The following is a 23062-nucleotide window of genomic DNA, read 5'->3' on the forward strand; positions in this document are numbered from 1 at the left end:
AGCATGCCTAAGTTTCAAACAAAATTACTCGGTTCGGTGGTGGCGCTCGCCCTGCTGGGTGTGCAGACAGCAAGCATAGCTGGTGAGCTGCAAGTGACAGTGCGCGATCAGCAAGGGCAACCATTAGCACTGGCGGTGGTCAGTGTCGAAGGCGCACCAGCGGCTGCTCGGCAAGCTGAAATGGATCAGGTCGAGCAATTGTTTTCGCCGTTTGTTTTGACCGTACCTGTGGGTAGTACTGTTCGTTTTCCCAATAGCGATAATATCCGCCATCAGGTCTATTCCTTTTCGAGTGCTAAATCGTTTGAATTACCACTTTACAGTAATCAACAGGCGCCGAGCTTGAACTTTGAGACAGCAGGTATTGTTGCCTTAGGTTGCAATATCCATGACCACATGCGTGCCTATATCTATGTCAGCCCACATCAACAATCGGTCACGACCGATGCGAACGGGCAGGCGGTGATTGCGATAGCTGATCAGGGTAATAGTTTGATACGGGTATGGTATCCGCGCCTTGGTGAGCAGCTGACGAACGAGCAGCAGCTAACGGTGAGTGCTGACCAACAGCAGCTTGCGGTGCAATTGGCGGTCACTGCGGATGCGCAGCAGCCACCGCCGCTATCACCGCTGCAACAGCGCTTTAACAAGCGAAAGACTACGAATGATTAGAAGTTTTCGTACGCGACTGTTTGTTTTATTTGCTGGACTAGCCGGCGGCGCTCTCATTGTGTCGCTGGTGGCAGTTAGTTTAGCCACCAATAGTCAATCAGAACGGACGATTTCACGTGAGCTAGAAGTCAGTGAACGGGTTCTGGAAGAATTATTGGATGTGCGTGGCGATCAATTGTTGCAAGCCGCACAGATTCTTTCCGATGATTTTGGTTTTCGTGAAGCGGTGAGCAGTGGCGATGAGCAAACCATTATTTCCGCACTGGTGAATCATGGCGAACGTATCGGTACTGACTTGATGGTGTTGCAAACGCCTATGGGTGAAGAAATTGCTGCGACCCATGCGCTACAATCGCTGCCAGCACTGGATATGCTGGCCGGTATGAATAGTACCTCAGGGCTGCTACGTATTGACCAGCGTATTTATCAACTCGTCACTGTGCCAGTGAAAGCACCTGACTTAATTGCGTGGGCGACTTTTGGCTTTGTTGTTGATGATGAACTGGCGCAATTACTGCAGCAACTCACCGAAGCTGATATTACCTTCATGGACTTTAATCAGCGTGCCATTTTTGCCTCGAGTTTGAGTGCCGACCAGCAGCAGCGTTTGCGTGCCAGTGAATTGACCCCCGCAGGTTTTGAGCGCTGGCTCGGTGAAGAGCATTTGGCCGCACGGCAAGTGAGCTTGCAGCAGCATCGCTTGGGTTACATGAGTTCGGCCAATGCACTGTCGATCATTGTCAGTACCGACCGTGACGAGGCTACTGCTGAGTTTCGTTTATTGCGCCAGCAGTTTGTTGGCATTGGTGCGGCCATGCTGCTGATGGCATTGGTGTTTGCTGGCGTAACCGCACGTAAGATTAATCAGCCTTTGGCGCGCCTGAGCGCAGCGGCACAGAGGCTGCAAGAGGGTGATTATCAGCAGCCAGTAGCACTCAAGCGTAACGATGAATTTGGTCAGTTGGGTGATACCTTTGATGCTATGCAAGCCGCGGTTGCTGAGCGCGAAAGTCATATTCGCTACCAAGTTGAGCATGACTTATTGACCGACTTACCCAATCGCTTAAGTTTTCAGCAGCGTTTAAATGGCCTGTTAGAGGCACAACAGCCCGGTATTTTGGTCTTGTTGAACCTGATGCGGTTTCGCGAACTCAACGACCGTTTAGGGCAACGTATTGGTGATCAAATTCTACAGTTGGTAGCACGTCGGCTACGTGACCATGTGCCCAGCGATTGGTGGCTAGCGCGCCTGGCCGGTGATGAATTTGTGCTGATTGGCGAGCAAAAGTCGATTCGAGCCGTTCAGCTGTTATTGGCAGAATTGCGCAAAGCGATGGAACTACCGCTGTTACTTGATGGCTCGCATTATATGTGCGAATTCCGCTGTGGTTATTTGGAGTTTCCGCTAGCGGGTACTGATGTCGACAGCTTAGTGCGACGAACGCAAATTTGTACCGCCAAAGCCAAGAGCGAAAAGCAATTTGCGGTGCATTATCAAGATGGCATGGATGAACATCACATGCGTCGTTTGCAGATCCTGCAAAAGCTTCCCGAAGCGGTGCGCAGTCGCAAGATGCAGTTGCATTATCAGCCGAAAATAGCCTGCGCCAATGGCGTGGTGATTGGCGCTGAAGCCTTAATTCGTTGGCGCGACGAAGAGCTTGGCGTCGTGCGGCCTGATGAATTTATTCCATTGGCTGAGCAGTCCGGTGAAATTAATCGCATCACCCGCTGTGTGATTGAATCAGCGCTTGATCAGTTACAACTCTGGCATGAGCAAGGGCAGCAGCTGATGATGGCAATCAACTTGTCGGCTATTGATTTACAGTGGCAAGAATTACCACAGTATATCGCCGCACAGGTGCGTGAACGGGGTCTTGCCCCCGGAAAAATCACCTTTGAAGTGACCGAAAGTGCAGTCATGATTGATCCCGAGCAAGCCATTTCGGTGTTGAGTGCAATTCGACAACAAGGTATACGTATCTCTATTGATGATTATGGTACCGGCTATGCTTCGTTGGGGCAGTTGAAACGGTTACCAGTCGACGAGTTGAAGCTAGATCGTTCATTTATCGAGTTTTTACCTGCTAGCGCAGCGGACCAAACCATTGTTCGCTCAACCCTGGCGCTGGCTCATGAAATGGGTCTCACCACGGTGGCTGAAGGGGTTGAGGACGAGGGCGCGTGGACGGTATTGCAACAGCTTGGCTGTGACACCATGCAAGGCTTTTATTTTAGCCGGCCCTTGGCCGCTAGTGAGTTTGATAAATGGCTCGTACAATACAGCCAGGGCATAATCCATGGAGATTAGTATGTACGGCAAAGATTTCGCTATGGTTCGGGTATTTTTTCTGATCATGCTAGCGGTCAGTGTAGTGCCGGCGGCGCATGCCGAGGGGCGCTTACTAGCGACTGGCGGAGCCACCACCATTGAGGGTAGTGCCGGCGGTGGTATCGTGCCGTGGGCAACCTTATCGAGTTATGCAGCTGAAGGCGAGTGGGGCGGCACGGTTCAGTTAAATTACGCCGATGTTGAGGACTATCAACTGGACGTTGTAGGAGCCACCTTAAACTATGGAAATCGGTTGGAGTTATCCTATGCACGGCAAGATTTTTCCCTCAGTCGTTTGGGCGGGTCGCTCAAACAAGATATTTATGGGGTGAAAGTACGTGTTGCTGGTGATGTCATCTATGGTGAACTGCCACAGTTTAGTATTGGTATGCAGCACAAACGCAATCAAACCTTTGCGCTGCCACAAGCCGTTGGTGCGCGCTCTGATAGCGGCACCGATTATTACTTAGCGGCTACCAAAGCCTGGCTTGATGGGCCTTTTCACCGCACCTGGCTGGCGAATATCACACTGCGTGCGACGAAAGCCAACGAGACTGGGTTGCTGGGTTTTGGCGGTGATTTGAATAACGACTATGAGCTGATGACCGAAGCCAGTGTTGGTATGTTTCTAAATCGTCATTGGATCGTCGGTGTTGAGTATCGGCAAAAACCGAACAATCTGGGCTTTGCCGCTGAGCAGGATTGGCACGATGTGTTCGTCGGTTGGTTTCCGAATAAGCGCTTTGCCGTGGTCGGTGCGTACACCAATTTAAAAACCATTGCCGGCGCGCCTGAGCAAAAAGGGTTTTATATAAACCTGCAAGTTTCGCTGTAACCAGAGGTGATTATGTTTCGACCCGTTATCATGTCTTTAGCGCTGCTACTTGGCAGTATGGTCATGCCGGCACAGGCAGCAAGTGATGATTCGCTCTATCAAGCCTTAGGTCAGCAACAGGGCATCAGTGCTTTGATGGAAACCTTCATTCTTGAGATTGCTGACGATGAGCGTATTGTGCACCATTTTGAGAAAACTGATATTGAACGCCTGCACCGTATGTTGACCGAGCAAATTTGTGAACTCAGCGGTGGGCCTTGCAGCTATTCAGGCGATGATATGGTCACCGTGCACACTGGCATGAATGTGACCACAGCTGAATTTAATGCGCTGGTGGAAGATTTGATTGCGGCTATGGAGCAGCATGAGATTGCAGTCAGTGCACAAAACCGATTACTTGCTATACTGGCGGCCATGCATAAGGAAGTCGTCAACTTATAACAGGTAGCCGCATGGTAAAAATTAAAGTTCCACACACCCTGATCTTGTTGTTGTACATCATGATCGGGGCTCTCATCCTCACTTGGGTTGTACCCGCCGGTGAATTTCAAATCAGTGTAAATGACCTTGGTCAAACCGTGGTGGTGCCTGGCACCTATAGTACCGTGGATGATGCTGAGCAATTATCACCACTGGCGTTGTTAATGGTGATACCGCAAGCCCTTGGCGATGCCCAAGGGGTGATTTTCTTTGTCCTGCTGATCGGTGGGGTCATGGGTATTTTGCGCGCTACGGGTATGCTCGATGCAGTGATTGGTTTGCTGCTGCGCAAATTTGCCGATAAGACCGGCTGGTTGATTTTAGGTGGTATGCTGACCTTTGGTATTTTTTCGGCGCTGATTGGGGTGGCAGAAGAATACTTGATTTTCGTCGCCATGTTGGTTGCCTTGTGCCGCGCCTTAAAGCTTGATGGCATCACCGCCATGGGGATTCTGATTGTCGGGTACGGCATCGGCTATGGCTTATCGTTGTTTAACCCGTTTACCTTGCTGATTGCGCAAGCCATTGCCGAAGTGCCGCCAGCATCGGGGTTATGGTATCGCTTAGCGTTATGGCCGGTGCTGTTGGCGATTGGTTTTCATCATGTTTACCGCTACGCCAAAATGGTCGCTGCCGACCCAAGCAAGTCGCTACTAGCGGATTTGCAGCCCAGCGGTGCGGTCACCCAAGCTAGCGATTATCCGGCCTTAAATACACGTCATAAATTTATTTTGCTGGGCTTTGTAGTCACCCTAGGCTTGCTGGTGTGGGGCATTAAAGAGCATGGCTGGTATCTGGTTGAACTCAGTGCCTTGTTCCTAGGCTTTGGCCTTTACGCCGCGTTGATATCGGGGCTGACCAGCAGCAATGCGGCGAACCGGTTTATTGAGGGCGCCGCAGAACTCACCGGAACGGCTATTTTGATTGGTTTTGCCCGCTCCATTGCGATGCTGATGGAACAAGGGCAAATTCTCGATACCGTGATTTATTACCTGGCTATGCCGGTAGAAGCCTTGGGCGCCCACTTTGGTGCGGTTTCCATGTTGTTTATCCAAAGCATTCTCAACTTCTTTATTCCGTCAGGCAGCGGCCAAGCCTTTGTCACTATGCCGATTATGGTCCCCATTGCCGATACCGCAGGTATTGGTCGGCAAGTGGCGGTGCTGGCCTTTCAGATGGGCGATGGCCTGATGAATATGATCGTGCCGACTAACGCGGTGCTGATGGGCATTTTGGGTCTTGCTGGAGTGCCTTATGAGCGCTGGTTTAAGTTTATTGCGCCGTTGATGGTGAAGCTGCTGCTGGCCTGTGCCGTATCTATGCTGGTGGCGGTGAGCATCGGCTACAGCTAAGCGGTGGCCGATGTCGGTTCACTGTCGTGCGGCAGTCGGGTGACTGCCGTGGCGAATGCGGGTGAATCCATTGACACTGTTGGTGACCTCAGAAGGAGAGCGAACCAATGCAAGTAAATAGTGAGTATATTCGCCAACTGCGCCAACAACGTGGTTGGTCACAAGAACAATTAGCTGCTATTGCTGGGGTGAATGCGCGCACCATTCAACGGCTGGAACGCGGTACTCAAGCCTCGGTGGATACCCTAAAAGCCTTAGCGGTAGCTTTTGCGGTGGACTATCAGCAATTGTTATTGACGCCACAACAGCAACCTGAGTCTTGGTATCAGCGCAGCCCAATGCTGAGCGCCTTATTGGCCGGGCTGCGGCAATTCGATCAATTCCACGGGCGCTGGTCGCGGGCGGAGTTTTGGTGGTTTATGCTACCCATTCTTGTGCTTCTGGCCGTCGCCGCGGTCATTCATCCAATCGCCGCAACAATCACCAAGCTGATGGTATTACTGCCTATGCTGGCTGCTGGTAGTCGCCGGTTGCGCGATGCCGGGCAGAGTCCGTGGTGGCAATTGATGCATTTGGTGCCTGCCGCAGGGTCGGTGGTGGTGATTATTTTATGGTGTTTCCCAAGTGTTGAAGAAACCGATGAGGTGGCTTTTTAATGACTCAACAGGCGGCGTTTCCAGCAGTCGTGAGCACAACATGGTTGGCGGAGAATTTGCGCCGCCCTGAGCTAGTGCTGTTGGATTGCAGCATGCGCAAAGTGGTAGGTAAAGAGCCCCTAGTGTATGAACGCCTTGCCGTTATTCCGGGGGCGCAGCAACTGGATTTAGAGCAGCAGTTGCTGGATATAAGCGCGGCGCTACCAAATGCTTTTCCAAGCGCTGCGCAAGTCAGCGCAGTGATGCAAGCACTGGGCGTTGATGCCAACAGCCTCATTGTGCTGTACGACAATCAAGGCATATATAGTGCGCCGCGGGCTTGGGTTATCCTGAAAGCCATGGGCCATAAGCAGGTGGCGGTGCTCGATGGCGGTTTACCGCAATGGCTGAACGAGCAGCGCGCTACAGAATCGAACTATGCGCAAGCCAGCAGCGCTGGCAATTTTATGGCGCAATTCGAGCCGTCATGGCTGGTGAACAAGCAACAGGTTGAAGCGGCGCTGCAGCAAGCCCAGGTTGGTATTGTCGATGCGCGTTCGGCCGATCGCTTTCACGGGCACAAACCCGAGCCCCGCGCCGACATGCGCAGTGGGCATATTCCCGGTTCGTGTAATTTGCCATTTGGTGAGTTGATGCAGGGCTTTTGCTTTATGCCGCCAGAGCAGTTAGCTGCGGCCTTTAGCACGCTCGGCCTTAGCAACAAACAGCAGCTGTTGTTTACCTGTGGCTCCGGCATCACCGCCTGTATTTTATTGCTGGCGGCCGAGCATGCCGGGTTGACGCCGAGCAAGCAGCTCTATGATGGCTCGTGGGCCGAGTGGGGGCTGATTCAAAGCAGCTAAAACGAACAAGGGCGACTGTATGCAGTCGCCCTTGGTATTCAACGCAGTCATTGCGTTACACGTTAAAGCGGAATAAAATCACATCGCCGTCTTTAACGACATAATCTTTACCTTCTTCGCGGCGTTTACCGGCTTCTTTAGCGCCGTTTTCACCCTTGAACTGCACGTAGTCATCAAAACCTACCACCACCGCACGGATAAAGCCTTTCTCAAAATCCGAGTGAATTTTGCCTGCGGCTTGTGGGGCGGTTGCGCCCACTGGAATAGTCCAAGCGCGCACTTCTTTCACCCCAGCGGTGAAATAGGTTTGTAAGTTCAATAACTGATAGCCGCCACGAATCACCCGGTTTAAGCCCGGCTCGGTCAGGCCTAAGTCGGCCATAAACTCGGCTTTTTCGGCTTCATCTAGTTCGGCAATTTCGCTTTCAATTTCAGCACATACTGGCACCACAATGGCGTTTTCTTTCGCTGCAATGGCACGTACCGTGTCTAAATACGGGTTATTTTCAAAACCATCGTCGTTGACGTTAGCAATGTACATGGTGGGCTTCATGGTCAGCAGGTTATATGAGCGGATCACTGCTTTTTCATCGTCGCTTAGTGCCACTGAACGAGCCATTTCACCTTGCTCTAAAGCCGGCAACAATTTTTGCAGCACAGTGACTTCGGCAGCTGCTTGTTTATCGCCGCCTTTGGCCTTTTTACCTTGGCGGTGGATGGCTTTCTCAACACTGTCTAAATCGGCTAAAGCTAATTCAGTGTTGATAATTTCGATGTCTTCGGCCGGGTCTACTTTGCCAGCAACATGCACAATGTTGTCGTTTTCAAAGCAGCGTACCACGTGACCAATGGCATCGGTTTCACGAATGTTGGCAAGGAACTGGTTGCCCAAACCTTCACCTTTCGAGGCGCCTTTCACTAACCCGGCGATATCCACGAATTCCATGCTGGTAGGTACCACGCGCTGCGGATTCACAATAGCCGCTAAGGCATCAAGGCGCTCATCCGGAACCGCGACCACGCCAGTGTTTGGCTCAATGGTACAAAACGGAAAGTTGGCAGCTTCAATGCCAGCCTTGGTTAAGGCGTTAAAAAGGGTTGATTTACCAACATTAGGAAGACCAACAATGCCACATTTGAAACCCATAATTAATCTCGCTGTGCTTTAAAACTGTGTAAGAACTGCTGGGCGGCCAGCATACCTTGGTCGACCAATAGGTCAATACCGCGGCACGCTTGGTCGATGCTTTGCTCGAGCAACTGTTGCTCGCTGGCAGGGGCTTTACCGAGCACGAAGCCGGTGACCCGAGCTTTGTCGCCAGGGTGGCCTATGCCAATGCGCAGGCGGTGAAACTGGTCACTACCGAGCTGCGCTATCATGTCTTTAATGCCATTATGACCGCCGGCACCGCCGCCGGTCTTAAATTTTGCCACACCAGGGGGCAGGTCAAGCTCATCATAAGCGACCAAAATTTCGCTGGGGCTGATTTTATAAAAATTGGCGAGTGCCGCCACCGCTTGACCACTGCTATTCATAAAGGTCATAGGTTGCAACACACGTAAGTCGAGGCTACCGCGCTGAATACGCGCTGTATGGCCAAAAAACTTAGCTTCGGGTTGCAGGCTTACTTGATGCTGCCGAGCGTATTGGTCGGTTAACCAAAAACCGGCATTATGGCGAGTTTGAGAATATTCGGGGCCTGGATTACCCAGGCCCACGAGTAAGCGAATCGTGGCCATTCGACCTTATTCAGCTTCTGGTGCTGCTGCTTCGTCGTCTGCGGCTGCGGCTTTATCAACACGTGGTGCAACAATAGATACCACGGCTTGGTTGTGTGTTTCGCCTTTGCCAAGCTCAACTGACTCAACGCCTTTAGGCAGGGTCAGATCGCTTAAGTGCAGGGTATCACCCAAGTTCATGTTAGCTACATCCACTTCGATGAATTCTGGCAAGTGCTCTGGTAAACAGGTCACCTCGATATCAGCGATATGGTGCATCACGACGCCGCCGTCAGTTTTCACGCCAGGTGCAGTTTTTTCATTAATGAAGTGAACTGGCACGTGAGTGTGAAGCTTTTGGCCTTTTTCAACGCGTTGGAAGTCTAAGTGAGTTAACTTAGGCTTGAACATGTGGCGTTGGACGTCTTTCAAGATCGCCTGATGCTTCTTGCCATCAACCATAATGGTTAAGATGTGCGAGTAGAAGGCTTCGTTTTGCGCCATGTTGTTCACTTTGTTGTGCTCAACAGTCAGCATCAACGGCTCTTTATTGGCGCCGTATAAAATTGCAGGGATCTTTTCTTCACGACGCAGGCGGCGGCTCGCACCTTTCCCTGTGTCCGTGCGAAGTTCTGCATGGATTACGAAATCGATTGTCGACATGGTAGTGTCTCCGTTAAATAAAAGAACGTCGGCTATTCGCGACCAAATAACCGACATATACCTCTGATTTGAGGGCGCGGAATAGTACCACCAGCGCCGACAGAATTCAATTAGTACTCGAACATTGCTGAAATTGATTCTTCATTACTAACGCGGCGCAGTGCTTCTGAGAGCATTCCGCCTAGGGTCAGCTGATGCACTTTATCCAGCGCTTTCATTTCGGCGCTCAGTGGAATGCTGTCAGTCACCACGACTTGGTCAATGTGTGAGTCGCGGATATTGGCTACCGCATTGCCTGAAAACACCGGGTGGGTGGCATAGGCAAAGACCCGGCGGGCGCCATGTTTTTTCAACGCTTCAGCGGCTTTACACAAGGTGCCGCCGGTGTCGATCATGTCGTCAACGATAATACAGTCACGATCGTTAACATCACCGATGATGTGCATCACTTGCGATTCATTAGCGCGCGGGCGGCGCTTGTCGATGATAGCTAAGTCGATATCGTTCAATAACTTCGCCAGCGCTCGGGCGCGCACTACACCGCCGATGTCTGGTGATACCACTACCGGGTTGTGGAAGGCTTGCTGACGTAAGTGTTCCATCAGTACTGGGGTTCCGAACACGTTATCAACCGGCACATCAAAGAAGCCTTGGATCTGTTCAGCGTGCAAATCGACGGTCAATACGCGGTCAACGCCGACTGAGGATAAAAAGTCGGCGACAACTTTGGCGGTAATCGGTACCCGCGCTGAACGCACGCGGCGGTCTTGGCGGGCGTAACCAAAGTACGGAATGACCGCAGTAATACGGCCCGCTGAGGCGCGGCGTAGGGCGTCGACCATGACAATCAATTCCATCAGATTATCGTTGGTGGGTGCACAGGTGGATTGAATGATGAAGACGTCGGAACCACGCACGTTTTCGTTGATTTTGACGTTGATCTCGCCGTCGCTGAAACGACCTACTTCGGCATCGCCGAGTTTGATATACAGGCGATCAGCAATTTTTCGGGCAAGTTCTGGCACGGCATTGCCAGCGAACAGCTTCATATCAGGCACACTAAACCTCAATCTTGGTTGGTCAGGTTGACAGTGGCGGCCTGCCTTAGGGCATGGCAGACCGGCGATTCATTACAGCCGCGAGCAACAAAGCCTCGCCAGGCCGACGGCAGTTGTTGAAGCGCCGCACGGGCCGCCTCTTCATGCTCAAACCGACCGAAAATACAGGCTCCGGTACCGGTCATACGAACGGGTGCGTATTGTACCAACCAGTCGAGTGCCTTGGCAACTTCGGGGTACAGATCACCGACCAGTTGTTGGCAGTCGTTACTGCTGTTGTCCCAGCTCCAGTTGGGCCACCTCAGAGGTGCATGCTGGCGGGGCAGGTCGGGATGCTGAAAGATCTGCGCGGTGGCGACATGGACATTAGGATGTACCACCAAATACCAGCATTCGCTTGGTGTGGCGCGCTGTAATTGCTCACCAACTCCCTCGGCAAAGGCAGCGTGGCCGCGCACAAACACTGGCACATCAGCGCCTAATTGCAAGCCGAGTCTAGCTAAGTGGTCATCACTGAGCGGTAATTGCCAGAGCTGCCGTAGCGCCAACAAAGTGGTCGCGGCATCGGATGAACCGCCACCTAAGCCACCGCCATAGGGGAGTTTTTTGTGCAGATAAATAGCCACGCCGGGCTGGCCAGGATAGTGCTGGGCAAGCAACTGCGCCGCTCGTAGCACCAAATTATCGTCACCGCGCAAGCTTGGATCATCACAATCAAAGCTGATGCGTTGGTCGTTGCGGAGTTGAAAGTCGAGTTGATCGCAGTAGTCGATAAACTGAAACAGGGTTTGCAACTGATGATAACCATCGTTGCGGCGGCCAGTAATGTGCAAAAACAAATTTAACTTTGCCGGCGCGGGTAGGGTTAAAGTTGCCATTGATTAACCCGCAGTTTAATTCGCCACTCGCGGGCGCTCAGTTCAAATTGCTGTGGCAATTGAATGCCTTGTACCGCTTTATAGTTGCTTAGTTGCGCTTGCCATAACTGCCCCGAGGCTGGAATTGCATAGCTGCTGAGTAACGCCAGCGGCGGTTGTTGCTGGTCTAGCACAATATACTGTTGTTGCTGCATAGTGGGCTGCTCACGGCCCAGCATCAACTCGCTGACCAGATTAAACGGCAGCGCCAGGTCAAAGTAATCACGCAGCAGTGTTTCAGCGTCGGCGGCATAATAGCGATTGTCGTCATCGTCAATCAGTACCGCACCGGCTGGGGTTTGTTCAAGCCGCGCTAAGGTTCCTTGCAAGGGGTGCGAAAAGCGAATGGTGCTGGTGGCAGGACTGTGTTGCCAATCTAGGTACAATGAATGTCGTTTCTGCGCGATCACATCAAATAGCGCTATTTGCCCTTGTAAGCGCCAGCTAGTGATGCCTTGCAGTTGTTGTTGATGGCTTAGCGCAGCGCTGCGATCAATCGTGCTCAAATGCTGTTGTTTTGGCGTACTGCTACAGCCATTGAGAGTGACTTGTAGCAACGCTAGCAGCAGTAGGGTGAATATTCGTATCATCAGCGTATCCAAACAGCAGTATGCTTTTCATCATGCGGGCATTGGCGTACAATTGCCAGCGTTTCGCAGCAGCTAAGGGCTAGTTTACTCAGGTTATTATGACCATTTTTGCACTCGGTGTTAATCACAAAACGGCTTCCGTGGCGTTACGCGAACAAGTTGCCTTTAGCTTAGAGCAGCTGCATCAAGCGCTGCCAGCTTTGCGTGTGCAAGCAGGTGTGGATGAAGCGGTGATATTATCCACCTGTAATCGGACTGAATTGTATTGCTATGGTGAGGCCTCTGCTGACCTCCTGATTGGTTGGTTAGCGGGTTATCATGGCATCGCCATTGAGCAGTTACGCAGCCACGTGTACAGCTACCAAGACGAACAAGCCATGCAACACCTGATGCGCGTAGCCAGTGGGCTCGACTCATTGGTGTTGGGTGAGCCGCAAATCTTCGGGCAAGTCAAACAAGCCTATCAATTTGCCAAAGACCAAGCCAGTGTTGGCGGGGTGCTCGAACGCTTGTTTCAGCATAGTTTCAAAGTGGCCAAAACAGTACGTAGTGAGACGAGTGTTGGTGCCAATGCGGTATCGGTCGCTTATGCGGCGGTCAACTTAGCTCGCCAGATTTTCGCTGAAATGAAGCAAGCAACGGTGCTGCTGGTGGGGGCTGGTGATACCGCTGAACTCGTGGCTCAGCATTTGCGCGAGCATGGCGTTAAGCGACTATTCGTGGCGAACCGTACCTTGGAGCGAGCGCAAAGCGTAGCGAGTAAATTTAATGGTCAGGCTCATACCCTCGCGGAGTTGCCGGAATTGTTACCGCAAGCTGATGTGGTGATCAGCTCGACTGCCAGTACCTTGCCGATTATCGGCAAAGGCATGGTTGAAACCGCACTGAAACAACGTCGCTGGCAACCCATGTTACTGATTGATTTAGCTGTACCGCGGGATATTGAAGCGCAGGTCAATGATTTGAACGATGCCTACTTGTACACCGTGGACGACTTGCAGGGCATCATTAGTGATAACATGCGCAGCCGCGAGCAGGCTGCCGCTGAAGCACAACAAATTATTAGCAGCCAAGTCGGCGAATTTAATGCCTGGTTGCGTAGTCTTGACCATGTTGATTTATTGCGTGATTACCGTCAGCGCGCCGAGGCTTTAGCGCAGGATCAATTAGTGCGTGCACAACAGCAGCTGGCAGCAGGAAAACTCGCTGAAGACGTGTTACATGAACTGACCCAACGCTTGACCAACAAATTTTTACACGCACCAACACGGCTCATTCGTGCCGCTGGGGCGCAGGGCGATTACGCGACACTCGCCGTCTTTAAACAATTAAACACAGACGACCAATAACCTATGATTCACCCATCGATTGTCCGCAAGCTGGAAGGCTTGCTTGAGCGCTACGAAGAAGTTCAGCATTTGCTGGGCGATGCCACTGTGATTGGCAATCAAGACCGTTTTCGCGCGTTGTCGCGGGAGTATTCGCAACTAGAAGAAATAGTTGCCTGTTTCAGTGAATACCAGCAACTACAGGCCAATGAAGCCGGTGCTCGTGAAATGCTGCAAGAAGACGACGCCGAAATGCGCGAAATGGCCGAACTTGAGCTTGCTGAAAGCAAAGAAAAACTGAGCCAAGTAGCGCAGCAACTGCAAGTACTGTTACTACCGCGTGATCCGAACGATGACCACCCGTGTTACTTGGAAATTCGGGCCGGCGCCGGTGGTGATGAAGCGGCAATTTTTGCCGGTGACTTATTCCGCATGTATAGCCGCTATGCCGAAGTGAATGGCTGGAAAGTTAGTATCGTCAGTTGTAATGAAGGCGAACATGGCGGCTATAAAGAAGTGATCGCGCACATGTCCGGTGATGGCGCTTATGGCCGCATGAAATTTGAATCAGGCGGTCACCGCGTGCAACGGGTACCCGAGACCGAATCACAGGGACGGGTGCACACCTCGGCTTGTACTGTGGCGGTGTTGCCAGAAGTGCCGGAAGCGGATGCTATTGAAATTAACCCGGCTGACTTACGCATTGATACCTATCGCGCTTCGGGCGCTGGCGGTCAGCACGTAAACCGGACCGACTCAGCAATTCGAATCACGCACATTCCTTCGGGCGTCGTGGTGGAATGTCAGGAAGAACGCTCACAGCATAAAAACCGGGCGAAGGCGATGTCGGTTTTGCAAGCGCGCTTGCAAAAAGCGGCCGATGATAAACGCGCCGCAGAAGAACAAAGCACCCGCCGTAGCTTGGTCGGAAGTGGCGACCGTTCAGAACGTATTCGCACCTATAACTATCCACAGGGACGGGTCAGTGATCATCGCATTAACTTGACGCTGTATCGTCTCGATGAAGTGCTCAATGGCTCGCTTGATTTGCTGCTCGATGCCATTATTCAAGAGCACCAAGCTGATCAGCTTGCGGCTTTAGCGGAACAGCATTAATGACCGCTGCGTTACTATCGATTGCTGAATTGATTCAACAGGCGCAACGGCGCTTGTGGCAGAGCGATAGTGCGCGACTCGATAGCGAATTATTGTTAGCGAAGGTACTGGATAAGCCACGGAGTTATCTGCTGACATGGCCCGAGCGCGCAGTGTCCGCGGCCCAGCAGCAGGCTTTTGAACAGCTGATTAGCGCCCGAGAGCAAGGTCAGCCGGTAGCCTATTTGCTCGGCCAGCGGGAGTTTTGGTCGCTAACACTCGAAGTCAATGATAGTACTTTGATCCCGCGCCCAGAAACCGAGCATTTGGTTGAGGCGACGCTAGCGCTTGATCTGCCCGAGCAGGCTCAGGTAGCTGATTTAGGCTGCGGCAGCGGCGCTATTGCGCTGGCTTTAAAGAGTGAGCGGCCACAGTGGCAAGTTATTGGATTAGAGCGTGACGCTGGTGCGGTGGCTTTGGCGCAGCGCAATGCCGAGCGCCTTCAACTCGACATCAAGGTGCTACAGAGCGATTGGTTTAGTCAGCTGCCCGCACAGCAGCGTTTTCATGCCATTGTCAGCAATCCACCCTATATTGATGCCAATGACCCGCACTTGCAGCAAGGCGATGTGCGCTTTGAACCGCGCTCTGCCTTGGTGGCGGAGCAGCACGGTTTGGCTGATTTAGCCTGGCTGATTGCACAAGCGCCGCAGCTGCTTCACCACGGCGGCTGGTTATTGCTGGAACATGGTTGGCAACAAGCTGAAGCGGTGCGGCAATTGTTTCTGCAGCGCGGTTATCAGCAGGTTTCTAGCCAGCGCGATTATGCTAAGCTGGAACGTATTACGCTGGCACAATGGGTAGGCTAATGACGATTAATCAAGAATTTTTGTTTGCCGATGAACCGCAACCACAACAGCAAGCGAACCCAAAATTACCGGGTTGGAAAGTGCTGATTGTGGATGATGAAAAAGAGGTGCATGCGGTCACGCGGCTAGCGCTGATGGAATTAACCTTTGAGCAACGCGGGCTTGAGTTTTTAAGTGCTTATTCGCGCGCTGAGGCTGAGCAACTGGTCACCCAACATCAGGATATTGCACTTATTTTGCTCGATGTGGTGATGGATACTGACGATGCTGGCTTGAAGGTGACTGAGTTTGTTCGCAATACCGTGAAAAATCAATTTTCGCGGATTATTCTGCGTACCGGGCAACCGGGCCAAGCACCGGAGCGCGCGGTGGTGATACATTACGATATTAATGACTATAAAGCGAAAACCGAACTGACCTCGCAGAAATTGTTTACCGCGGTCATGTCAGCGTTACGTTCCTATCGCGATATTATCCGCGTTGAGCAGCAACGCCAACATGTTCAGCAGCAACTCGAGCAGGTCTTACAACAATTACAACACGATTTTCCGGCGGCTTATCAACAGGTCACCGCACGCTTATCCGAGGAGCAACACTAAATGTCTTATCTAGCGCTTAAACATATTCACGTCACCCTGGTAGTGGTTAGCGTATTGTTTTTTATTCTGCGATTTTTTTGGCGCAGCATAGATGCCCAGATTGCCAAGCAAAAGTGGGTTAAAATAGCTCCACACATCATCGATACCTTGCTACTGGTGAGTATTGTCGCCTTGGTTTGGCAGGGGCTGGTGTTAGGTTCCGCATGGTATATGAATAAAACCATCGGGCTGATTGGTTATATCGTGTTTGGCATTGTGGCCATGCGCGCGCAAACCGCGTTATGGCGTTATATTGGATTCTTCGTAGCATTAGGCTGGATCATGATGTTATTACATATCGCCTATGCCAAAGTGCCATTGTTTGGCTAATGATAAGAAAGGGTCAGTGGTTTAATACAGTATGAATTTTAGTTATCTCGACTATGTCGATCAGGAATTGCTTCCGACCATTGAAATTGCATGGGATATCAGCCGTGTGTTTCATAGTGATAGCGATCAGCACATCGCCGAGTTTTATCAGTTAGCCCGTGGCGCCGCTGAAGCCACCGAAGACTTGAGCGGCATGGAACGGCTTAATGCGCTATGCGATAACTTTTATCTGCACATGGGCTTTAGTGATGCGCCAGAGCCTGTGCTTGGTGCGAAGCGGGTGTTGCTTGACCGGGTGATTCGGTTGCGCACCGGTATGCCGGTGAGCTTAGCTATTTTGTTGCAAGAAGTCGCCGCCTATGCCGGACTTACGCTGGAACTGATAGATTTTCCTGGCTATCCGTTATTGCGCTTTGATGATGCCGGGCATAGCTACTTTATTGACCCGATCAATGGCGAAATTTTGGCGGGCGAGCAGGTGCAAGGTCGGTTTGAAGATCTCACCGAAGATAGCTTAGATTTTGGCTGGGATATGCTTGAAGTCGCTGACCAAAAAAGTTTGTTAGTACGCTATTTAAGCGAGCTAAAACATGCGTTTATCAATGATTTAGCCTTTGCTGATGCACTCACTGTAGTGCATATGATTTTACAGTTGTTGCCTGACGATCCATATGAGATCCGTGACCGTGGGTATGTCTTCGAAGAATTGGATTGCCAGCAAGCAGCAGTTGACGACTACCAATATTTTGTCGAACAATGCCCTGATGACCCGAGCGCACAACTGCTGCGCTTACAACTCGAAACCTGGGCGACGCCAACGCATACCTTGCATTGAGCAGCACCATAAACCAATAACACGATGAGGTTCGCATGGAGAGCACAGCGTTAATTAGCAACGAAGGTATGGTATTAGGCCTACTAGCCGCCATTTTGGGTGGGGTGTTTTATACTCAGCAGTCGAGCCATAGCTTCTGGCAAAAATTTTATCAATGGGTACCAGCACTGCTGTTGTGCTACTTCGTTCCATCACTATTGAACACCTTCAATATTGTTGATGGCGAAACCTCTGGTGTTGCCAAGGTGGTGAAGACCTATTTGCTGCCTGCCTGTTTAGTGTTACTGACGTTAAGTCTCGACTTAAAAGCAATCGCCAAATTGGGTTGGAAATTGGTGCTGCTATTTTTTGTCGGTACCTTTGGTATTTTCATCGGCGGGCCGATTGCCTTACTCATCGTCGGCACGATGTTCCCAGAAATGTTGGGTGCCGACAGCCCTGAAGCAGTATGGCGCGGTATGACTACTGTGGCCGGTAGCTGGATTGGCGGTGGCGCCAATCAATTAGCCATGAAGGAAACCTTCGAAGTAGGTGGCGGTATTTTCTCTGCCATGGTGACGGTGGATATTATTGTCGCCAACATCTGGATGGCAGTATTACTGTATTTAGCTGCCAACAGTAAGCGCATTGATGCCAAATTGGGAGCCGATGTTTCAGCTATTGACGATATCAAACGCCGCGTTGAAAACTTTGAAGCTGAACACAAACGTATTCCCAGCTTGAACGAACTGATGATGATTTTGGCGGTGGCGTTTGGCGCAGCTGCTATTGGTCATTATGTGGCGGATGTGATGTCGCCCTTTATTGCTGATAATTATCCAGCACTGAAAGCGCTTAGCCTCGATGCTAAATTTTTATGGGTGATTGTGATTGCTACCGCAGTTGGTATTGGCTTGTCGTTTACCCGTGCACGCAATCTGGAGGGCGCCGGTGCCTCTCGTATCGGCTCGGTGATGATATATTTCTTAGTCGCCAGTATTGGTTTGACCATGGATGTCACTGCTATTGTTGAAGCGCCCAAGTACTTTCTGATTGGCGTGATTTGGATGCTGATTCATGCCGGCCTGATTGTTGGGGTGGCGCGTCTAATCAAGGCGCCGTTGTTTTACATGGCGGTGGCCAGTCAAGCCAACGTCGGCGGAGCGGCTTCAGCGCCAGTGGTTGCCAGCGCCTTTCATCCAGCACTCGCCTCAGTAGGCGTATTACTTGCAGTGCTCGGCTACGCGGTAGGTACTTATGTTGCTTACCTGTGCGGTTTAGTGCTGCGCGCCATTGCGCTGTAACGGAGAATACTGTGATTAATAGCCAAGTCATTCAGGTTGGTAGTAAGGTGCAGGTGGCAAATCATTTGCCATTGGTGTTGTTTGGCGGCATGAATGTGCTGGAATCGCGTGATTTAGCGATGCGTATTGCCGAGCACTATGTCACGGTGACGCAAAAGCTCAATATGCCGTATGTGTTCAAAGCCTCGTTCGATAAGGCCAATCGCTCATCGATTCACTCCTATCGTGGCCCCGGTCTCGACAAAGGGCTGGAGATTTTCGCCGAGATCAAAGCCACCTTTGGCGTGCCCATTATCACTGACGTGCACGAGCCTCAGCAGGCCGCGGCAGTGGCTGAAGTAGCCGATATCATCCAATTGCCAGCCTTTTTAGCACGCCAAACTGACTTGGTGGTGGCGATGGCAAAAACCGGTGCCGTCATCAACGTGAAAAAACCGCAATTTTTGGCCCCGGCAGAAATGCGCCATATTTTGAAAAAGTTTGCTGAAGCCGGCAACCATAATGTGATTTTGTGTGAGCGCGGCAGTTGTTTCGGCTACAACAACTTAGTGGTCGATATGCTTGGCATGGATGACATGAAGCAGTTGGCACCGGTGATGTTTGATGCCACTCACGCCCTACAGCGGCCCGGTGGGCGCGCCGATTCAGCTGATGGCCGTCGGGCACAGGCGGCGGTATTAGCCCGCTCTGGTGTAGCGCTGGGGCTGGCCGGATTATTTATTGAAGCGCACCCAAACCCAGATGAAGCATTGTGTGACGGCCCTTGTGCATTGCCATTGGCGAAGCTAGAGCCGTATTTACAACAAATGAAAGCAGTGGATGAATTGGTCAAAAATTTCCCACTATTAGATACCACTAACTAATTTATCTTCACGATATAAAATGTTTGTGTCTGTGTTTCGCTATCCGTCATCATGACGCTTTGATAGCGCCCACTGTACCATTGCTCTTGCACCATTTTTTGATGGAAGTTAGTCATAAAATCAATAGGTGCTTCGGTGTTGGTAAATTCTACCTCGCAAACCGTGGTAAAGCATTCAATGTAATTTAAGGTTGCTCTATGTAGGGACTCATTCTTGTCATAGAGCAGCTGCAGATTTTCTTGCATGGCATAAGCCCAGTCTTGATCAATTGCTTCGGTCTGAATTAGTTCCTTGACCTTGTCAACGTTAATGGCTTTTTTCAACAGCTCGGCTACTTCCGCGTCGGTATACTGTAGCGATGTATATTCGGTTCGGGGCGGTGGTGCAGTTGGTGAAATATTATCGGTAACATCCACCTCAGCAACTTCGACCGCTCTATGTTTGATGGTATCGGCAGTGATCTCGCGTTCAATTTGATGCTCTTTACCTTGCCAAGCGGTAAGTTGGCTATCCGTAGTTAACGGCAGCGGATTCACGCGTTGCTGCGCAGGTTCAGTGATGGTCGCCGACTGTTGCCATAACAGATAACTTAATACAGCAATGATGCTGAGATAGATAAGGTGAGTCCATTTTGTCATGTTTATGTCCACTTTATGGGCGATAAGGATTGGCTTGCACAGTCTGTCAATCTGTTTTAAATTAAAACATACGTTTAAAATACGCGTTCTAAACACGCGCAACTCATCAACAGGGCGCTCCATATGGCGAAGCGAGAAACAACGAAAGATAAAATTCTCAACGTTGCGGAAGCATTGTTCGCTGAACACGGCTTTGAACAGACGTCATTACGGCAAATTACCACCGAGGCTGAGGTTAACCTTGCTTCGGTGAACTACCACTTTGGCTCAAAAAAAGCGCTGATTCAAGCGGTGATGGCACGTTATCTTGAGGTGTTCATGCCGGCGTTACAGCGTCAATTCGAGCAACTCGCGCTGCAACCGGTCATCAACTCACGGCAAGTATTCGACTGTTTTCGTGAACCGCTGCGGGAATTAACCACAGTGCGCAAGCACGGACCGACTTATTTTCTTAGTCTGTTAGGCTTTGCCTACGCTGAAATTCAAGGGCATTTGCGGCGCTATATCATGACTCACTTTGGCGATGTGATGCAGCTATTGCAGACCATGATGCACCGCGCCAACCCCAATTTAAGCCCACTCGATATGTTCTGGCGCTTGCACTTTGTGCTTGGCACCTTGGTATTTGCTCAGGTGTCTGGGCGGGCGCTGCGTGAAATCGCCGCGGCAGATTTTGGTGAGAGTGTGCGCGCTGACCAAATTATCGACAAACTGATTCCATTCGTAGCCGGTGGCGTTGACGCTGCCGTTGCTTAACATAGGTGATGTATGAGTATTTTAATCTTGTTGTTGGTGCTGGTGGCCCTGTTATTTGTGGTCACCGATATTCGCCGGAGCCTCATTAGCCGCCCAATGTTTGCGTTTTTTAAGCGCGTACTACCGCCGTTATCTGCCACTGAGCGTGCGGCGATGGAAGCCGGCGATGTCTGGTGGGATGCTGAACTGTTTAGCGGCCGCCCCAATTGGGAGCGCTTGCATAGCGTCAATGCACCGGTCTTTACCGCCGATGAACAAGATTTTATTGATAACCAGCTAGAACAGCTGCTGGCCATGCTGGACGATTATAAAATCGTACAAAAGCAACGTGATCTGCCCAAGCCGGTGTGGGATTTTATTCGTAAGGAAAAATTCTTTGCCATGATTATTGGTAAAGAGTTTGGTGGTTTAGCATTTTCACCAGCGGCCAATTCACATATTGTGTCGCGCATTGCTACGCGCTCTATTAGTGCCGCAGTGACAGTTATGGTGCCGAACTCACTAGGGCCGGGTGAACTGCTTACTCATTATGGTACCGAACAGCAAAAAAATTACTGGTTGCCGCGCTTAGCCGACGGTACCGATATTCCATGTTTTGCCTTAACCGGCCCTGAAGCCGGTTCCGACGCGGGTGCTATTCCGGATAACGGCATTATTTGCCGCGCTGAGCATGATGGTAAAGAAATCATAGGTATTCGGCTGAATTGGGACAAGCGCTACATTACTTTGGCGCCAGTTGCCACGGTGCTGGGTTTAGCCTTTAAATTATATGACCCAGAGCAGCTGCTCGGTGAGCACGAAGAGCTGGGCATTACCTGTGCATTGATTCCAACCAACCACCCAGGCGTGGTGACCGGTGATCGTCATTTGCCGTTAGGCCAAGCCTTTATGAACGGCACCACCTCGGGCAAGGACGTTTTCATTCCGTTGGATTGGATTATTGGCGGCCCCGATTATGCTGGCAAGGGCTGGCAGATGCTGATGGAGTGCTTGTCGGCTGGGCGTGGTATTTCGTTGCCGGCACTGGCCGCAGCAACCGGCCACGTAGCAGAGCGCATGACCGGTGCTTATGGTTATGTGCGCCAACAGTTTGGCATGCCGATTGGCATGTTTGAGGGCGTGCAAGCCGCGATGGGTAAAATTGGTGGCTTGAATTACACCATCGAATCAATGCGACGACTGACTGTGACTGCGCTGTGTGAAGGTAAGAGCCCGGCAGTGATCACCGCTATGACCAAATACCATATGACCGAAATGGGCCGTCACGTGATGGAAGCGGCGATGGATGTGCATGCTGGTAAAGGTATTCAGTTGGGGCCGAAGAACTATTTGGGGCATGGCTATATGGCCACACCGGTATCGATTACCGTTGAGGGCGCGAACATCCTCACCCGTAATCTGATGATCTTCGGTCAAGGTGCGACGCGTTGTCACCCGTATGTATTAGCGGAGATGGCAGCGGCGAGTAACCCCGATGAAGAAGCTGGTTTACGCGAGTTTGATGTATTGCTGATGAAACATCTGCGCTTTGGCGTTAGTAATTTTTTCAGCAGCTTATGGTTTGGCCTAGGTGGTGCGCGTTTTATCAAAACTCCGGTCAGTGGCTTTACCGCGCCGTATTACCAACAGTTAACGCGCATGAGCCGTGCCTTAGCGTTGACCGCTGACATGGCAATGTTGACCTTTGGTGGCGACCTAAAGCGCAAAGAAATGCTATCAGCACGTCTTGGTGATGTGTTGAGCCACCTGTATATGGCTTCAGCAGTGCTAAAACGCTACGAAGATGATGGTCGCCAAGCCGGTGATCAACCTTTTGTCACCTATGCCCTGGAGCATCACCTGTATCAGTTGGGTGAAGCCTTCCGTGGTTTCTTAGCGAATCTGCCCAAGCGTGGTCTGGCTTGGCTGTTGAAACTGAGTATTTTTCCGTTCGGTATTCGTTATCAAGCACCGCGCGATGAAACCTTGCAGCATATTGCCAATAGTATGATGCAGCCGGGTACCACTCGCGATCGCCATACGTTTTTATGTTATTGGCGCGATGACCCGAAAGATATGACCGGTCATATGGAATTAGCCTTCATAGCTATGCGTGAGCAGGCTGAGGTGTATAAACGTATTCGTAAAGCGGTGAAGCGAGGCGATATGGCTGAGGACCTCAGCGGTGATGCATTAGCCAAAGCGGCTCGTAAGGCCGAGGTGATTTCGGCCGAGGAAGAGACGTCGCTGAAGAAAACCGAGAAACTGCGCATGGCAGCCATTGCGGTGGATTCGTTCGCTAAGCTGTAAAGCGCTTAGCGAACGCTGGTCA

The 23062-nt window shown here is 51.2% G+C and carries 23 protein-coding genes and 1 pseudogene; 17 read left to right on the forward strand and 7 right to left on the reverse strand.

Annotated features, from left to right (window positions below):
• The first annotated feature begins 3 nt into the window (after positions 1 to 3).
• The 7 genes from EFO84_RS04585 (at position 4) to EFO84_RS04615 (ending at position 7169) form a co-directional block, all read left to right on the forward strand.
• A complete protein-coding gene (locus tag EFO84_RS04585; RefSeq protein WP_127346880.1) occupies positions 4 to 672 on the forward strand; it encodes a methylamine utilization protein in 669 nt (222 codons plus the stop codon).
• Positions 665 to 2983, forward strand: coding sequence for a putative bifunctional diguanylate cyclase/phosphodiesterase (locus EFO84_RS04590; RefSeq protein ID WP_164742376.1), 2319 nt, complete (start codon positions 665 to 667; stop codon positions 2981 to 2983). The genes EFO84_RS04585 and EFO84_RS04590 overlap by 8 nt, the downstream gene beginning before the upstream one ends.
• Complete coding sequence (locus EFO84_RS04595) at positions 2973 to 3839, forward strand: DUF3034 family protein (protein WP_240642642.1); 867 nt, start codon at positions 2973 to 2975, stop codon at positions 3837 to 3839. The genes EFO84_RS04590 and EFO84_RS04595 overlap by 11 nt, the downstream gene beginning before the upstream one ends.
• Before the next feature lie 12 nt (positions 3840 to 3851).
• The gene (locus EFO84_RS04600) at positions 3852 to 4280 is read left to right on the forward strand and encodes a group I truncated hemoglobin (protein ID WP_127346882.1); all 429 of its coding nucleotides are present in this window, start codon (positions 3852 to 3854) and stop codon (positions 4278 to 4280) included.
• Positions 4281 to 4291: 11 nt separating this feature from the next.
• Positions 4292 to 5671 (forward strand): YfcC family protein, encoded by a 1380-nt coding sequence (locus tag EFO84_RS04605; RefSeq protein WP_127346883.1) that lies wholly within the window; start codon positions 4292 to 4294, stop codon positions 5669 to 5671.
• A gap of 107 nt (positions 5672 to 5778) precedes the next feature.
• A complete protein-coding gene (locus EFO84_RS04610) occupies positions 5779 to 6327 on the forward strand; it encodes a DUF805 domain-containing protein (RefSeq protein WP_127346884.1) in 549 nt (182 codons plus the stop codon).
• Positions 6327 to 7169: a sulfurtransferase gene (locus tag EFO84_RS04615; RefSeq protein ID WP_127346885.1), complete on the forward strand. Its 843-nt coding sequence runs from the start codon at positions 6327 to 6329 to the stop codon at positions 7167 to 7169. The genes EFO84_RS04610 and EFO84_RS04615 overlap by 1 nt, the downstream gene beginning before the upstream one ends.
• Positions 7170 to 7224: 55 nt before the next feature.
• Here the strand turns inward: EFO84_RS04615 and ychF are convergent, their stop codons facing one another.
• From ychF to lolB, 6 genes are all read right to left on the reverse strand, one after another.
• Positions 7225 to 8316: a redox-regulated ATPase YchF gene (ychF, locus tag EFO84_RS04620; protein WP_127346886.1), complete on the reverse strand. Its 1092-nt coding sequence runs from the start codon at positions 8314 to 8316 to the stop codon at positions 7225 to 7227.
• 2 nt (positions 8317 to 8318) lie between these two features.
• A complete protein-coding gene (gene pth / locus EFO84_RS04625) occupies positions 8319 to 8909 on the reverse strand; it encodes an aminoacyl-tRNA hydrolase (protein WP_127346887.1) in 591 nt (196 codons plus the stop codon).
• 6 nt (positions 8910 to 8915) lie between these two features.
• On the reverse strand, positions 8916 to 9551 hold the full coding sequence (locus tag EFO84_RS04630; RefSeq protein WP_127346888.1) for a 50S ribosomal protein L25/general stress protein Ctc: 636 nt from the start codon (positions 9549 to 9551) through the stop codon (positions 8916 to 8918).
• Positions 9552 to 9661: 110 nt separating this feature from the next.
• Positions 9662 to 10609: a ribose-phosphate pyrophosphokinase gene (locus tag EFO84_RS04635; protein WP_127346889.1), complete on the reverse strand. Its 948-nt coding sequence runs from the start codon at positions 10607 to 10609 to the stop codon at positions 9662 to 9664.
• An 8-nt stretch (positions 10610 to 10617) separates the two neighbouring features.
• Positions 10618 to 11487 (reverse strand): 4-(cytidine 5'-diphospho)-2-C-methyl-D-erythritol kinase, encoded by an 870-nt coding sequence (ispE, locus tag EFO84_RS04640; protein ID WP_127346890.1) that lies wholly within the window; start codon positions 11485 to 11487, stop codon positions 10618 to 10620.
• Positions 11475 to 12116, reverse strand: coding sequence for a lipoprotein insertase outer membrane protein LolB (gene lolB / locus EFO84_RS04645; protein WP_127346891.1), 642 nt, complete (start codon positions 12114 to 12116; stop codon positions 11475 to 11477). Before lolB ends, ispE begins: the two co-directional genes overlap by 13 nt.
• A gap of 98 nt (positions 12117 to 12214) precedes the next feature.
• On the opposite strand from lolB, the gene hemA reads away from it, so the two are divergent.
• The 8 genes and pseudogenes from hemA (at position 12215) to kdsA (ending at position 19357) form a co-directional block, all read left to right on the forward strand.
• The gene (gene hemA, locus EFO84_RS04650; protein WP_127346892.1) at positions 12215 to 13465 is read left to right on the forward strand and encodes a glutamyl-tRNA reductase; all 1251 of its coding nucleotides are present in this window, start codon (positions 12215 to 12217) and stop codon (positions 13463 to 13465) included.
• A gap of 6 nt (positions 13466 to 13471) precedes the next feature.
• Complete coding sequence (prfA, locus tag EFO84_RS04655) at positions 13472 to 14560, forward strand: peptide chain release factor 1 (protein WP_127347005.1); 1089 nt, start codon at positions 13472 to 13474, stop codon at positions 14558 to 14560.
• Positions 14560 to 15408 carry a peptide chain release factor N(5)-glutamine methyltransferase gene (prmC, locus tag EFO84_RS04660; RefSeq protein ID WP_127346893.1) on the forward strand — a complete coding sequence of 283 codons (849 nt, stop codon included), beginning with the start codon at positions 14560 to 14562 and terminating at the stop codon, positions 15406 to 15408. Before prfA ends, prmC begins: the two co-directional genes overlap by 1 nt.
• A pseudogene (locus tag EFO84_RS04665) lies at positions 15408 to 15917 on the forward strand (response regulator); the annotation flags it as partial. The gene prmC and the pseudogene EFO84_RS04665, both read left to right, overlap by 1 nt.
• A gap of 90 nt (positions 15918 to 16007) precedes the next feature.
• Positions 16008 to 16376 carry a SirB2 family protein gene (locus tag EFO84_RS04670; protein WP_127346895.1) on the forward strand — a complete coding sequence of 123 codons (369 nt, stop codon included), beginning with the start codon at positions 16008 to 16010 and terminating at the stop codon, positions 16374 to 16376.
• 31 nt (positions 16377 to 16407) lie between these two features.
• Positions 16408 to 17211 (forward strand): SirB1 family protein, encoded by an 804-nt coding sequence (locus EFO84_RS04675; RefSeq protein ID WP_127346896.1) that lies wholly within the window; start codon positions 16408 to 16410, stop codon positions 17209 to 17211.
• Positions 17212 to 17246: 35 nt separating this feature from the next.
• The gene (locus EFO84_RS04680) at positions 17247 to 18494 is read left to right on the forward strand and encodes a DUF819 family protein (protein ID WP_127346897.1); all 1248 of its coding nucleotides are present in this window, start codon (positions 17247 to 17249) and stop codon (positions 18492 to 18494) included.
• Between the two features lie 14 nt (positions 18495 to 18508).
• Complete coding sequence (kdsA, locus tag EFO84_RS04685; protein ID WP_127347006.1) at positions 18509 to 19357, forward strand: 3-deoxy-8-phosphooctulonate synthase; 849 nt, start codon at positions 18509 to 18511, stop codon at positions 19355 to 19357.
• Here the strand turns inward: kdsA and EFO84_RS04690 are convergent.
• Entirely contained in the window at positions 19354 to 19995 is a 642-nt protein-coding gene (locus EFO84_RS04690; protein WP_127346898.1) for a hypothetical protein, read from the reverse strand. The two genes, kdsA and EFO84_RS04690, sit on opposite strands and share 4 nt — an antisense overlap.
• A gap of 123 nt (positions 19996 to 20118) precedes the next feature.
• On the opposite strand from EFO84_RS04690, the gene psrA reads away from it, so the two are divergent.
• Positions 20119 to 20751: a TetR family transcriptional repressor PsrA gene (gene psrA / locus EFO84_RS04695; protein ID WP_127346899.1), complete on the forward strand. Its 633-nt coding sequence runs from the start codon at positions 20119 to 20121 to the stop codon at positions 20749 to 20751.
• A gap of 12 nt (positions 20752 to 20763) precedes the next feature.
• Positions 20764 to 23040, forward strand: a complete 2277-nt coding sequence (locus EFO84_RS04700) for an acyl-CoA dehydrogenase (RefSeq protein WP_127346900.1) — start codon at positions 20764 to 20766, stop codon at positions 23038 to 23040.
• Positions 23041 to 23062 lie beyond the last annotated feature (22 nt).

Source organism: Pseudidiomarina mangrovi (assembly GCF_003999375.1).
GTDB lineage: Bacteria > Pseudomonadota > Gammaproteobacteria > Enterobacterales > Alteromonadaceae > Pseudidiomarina > Pseudidiomarina mangrovi.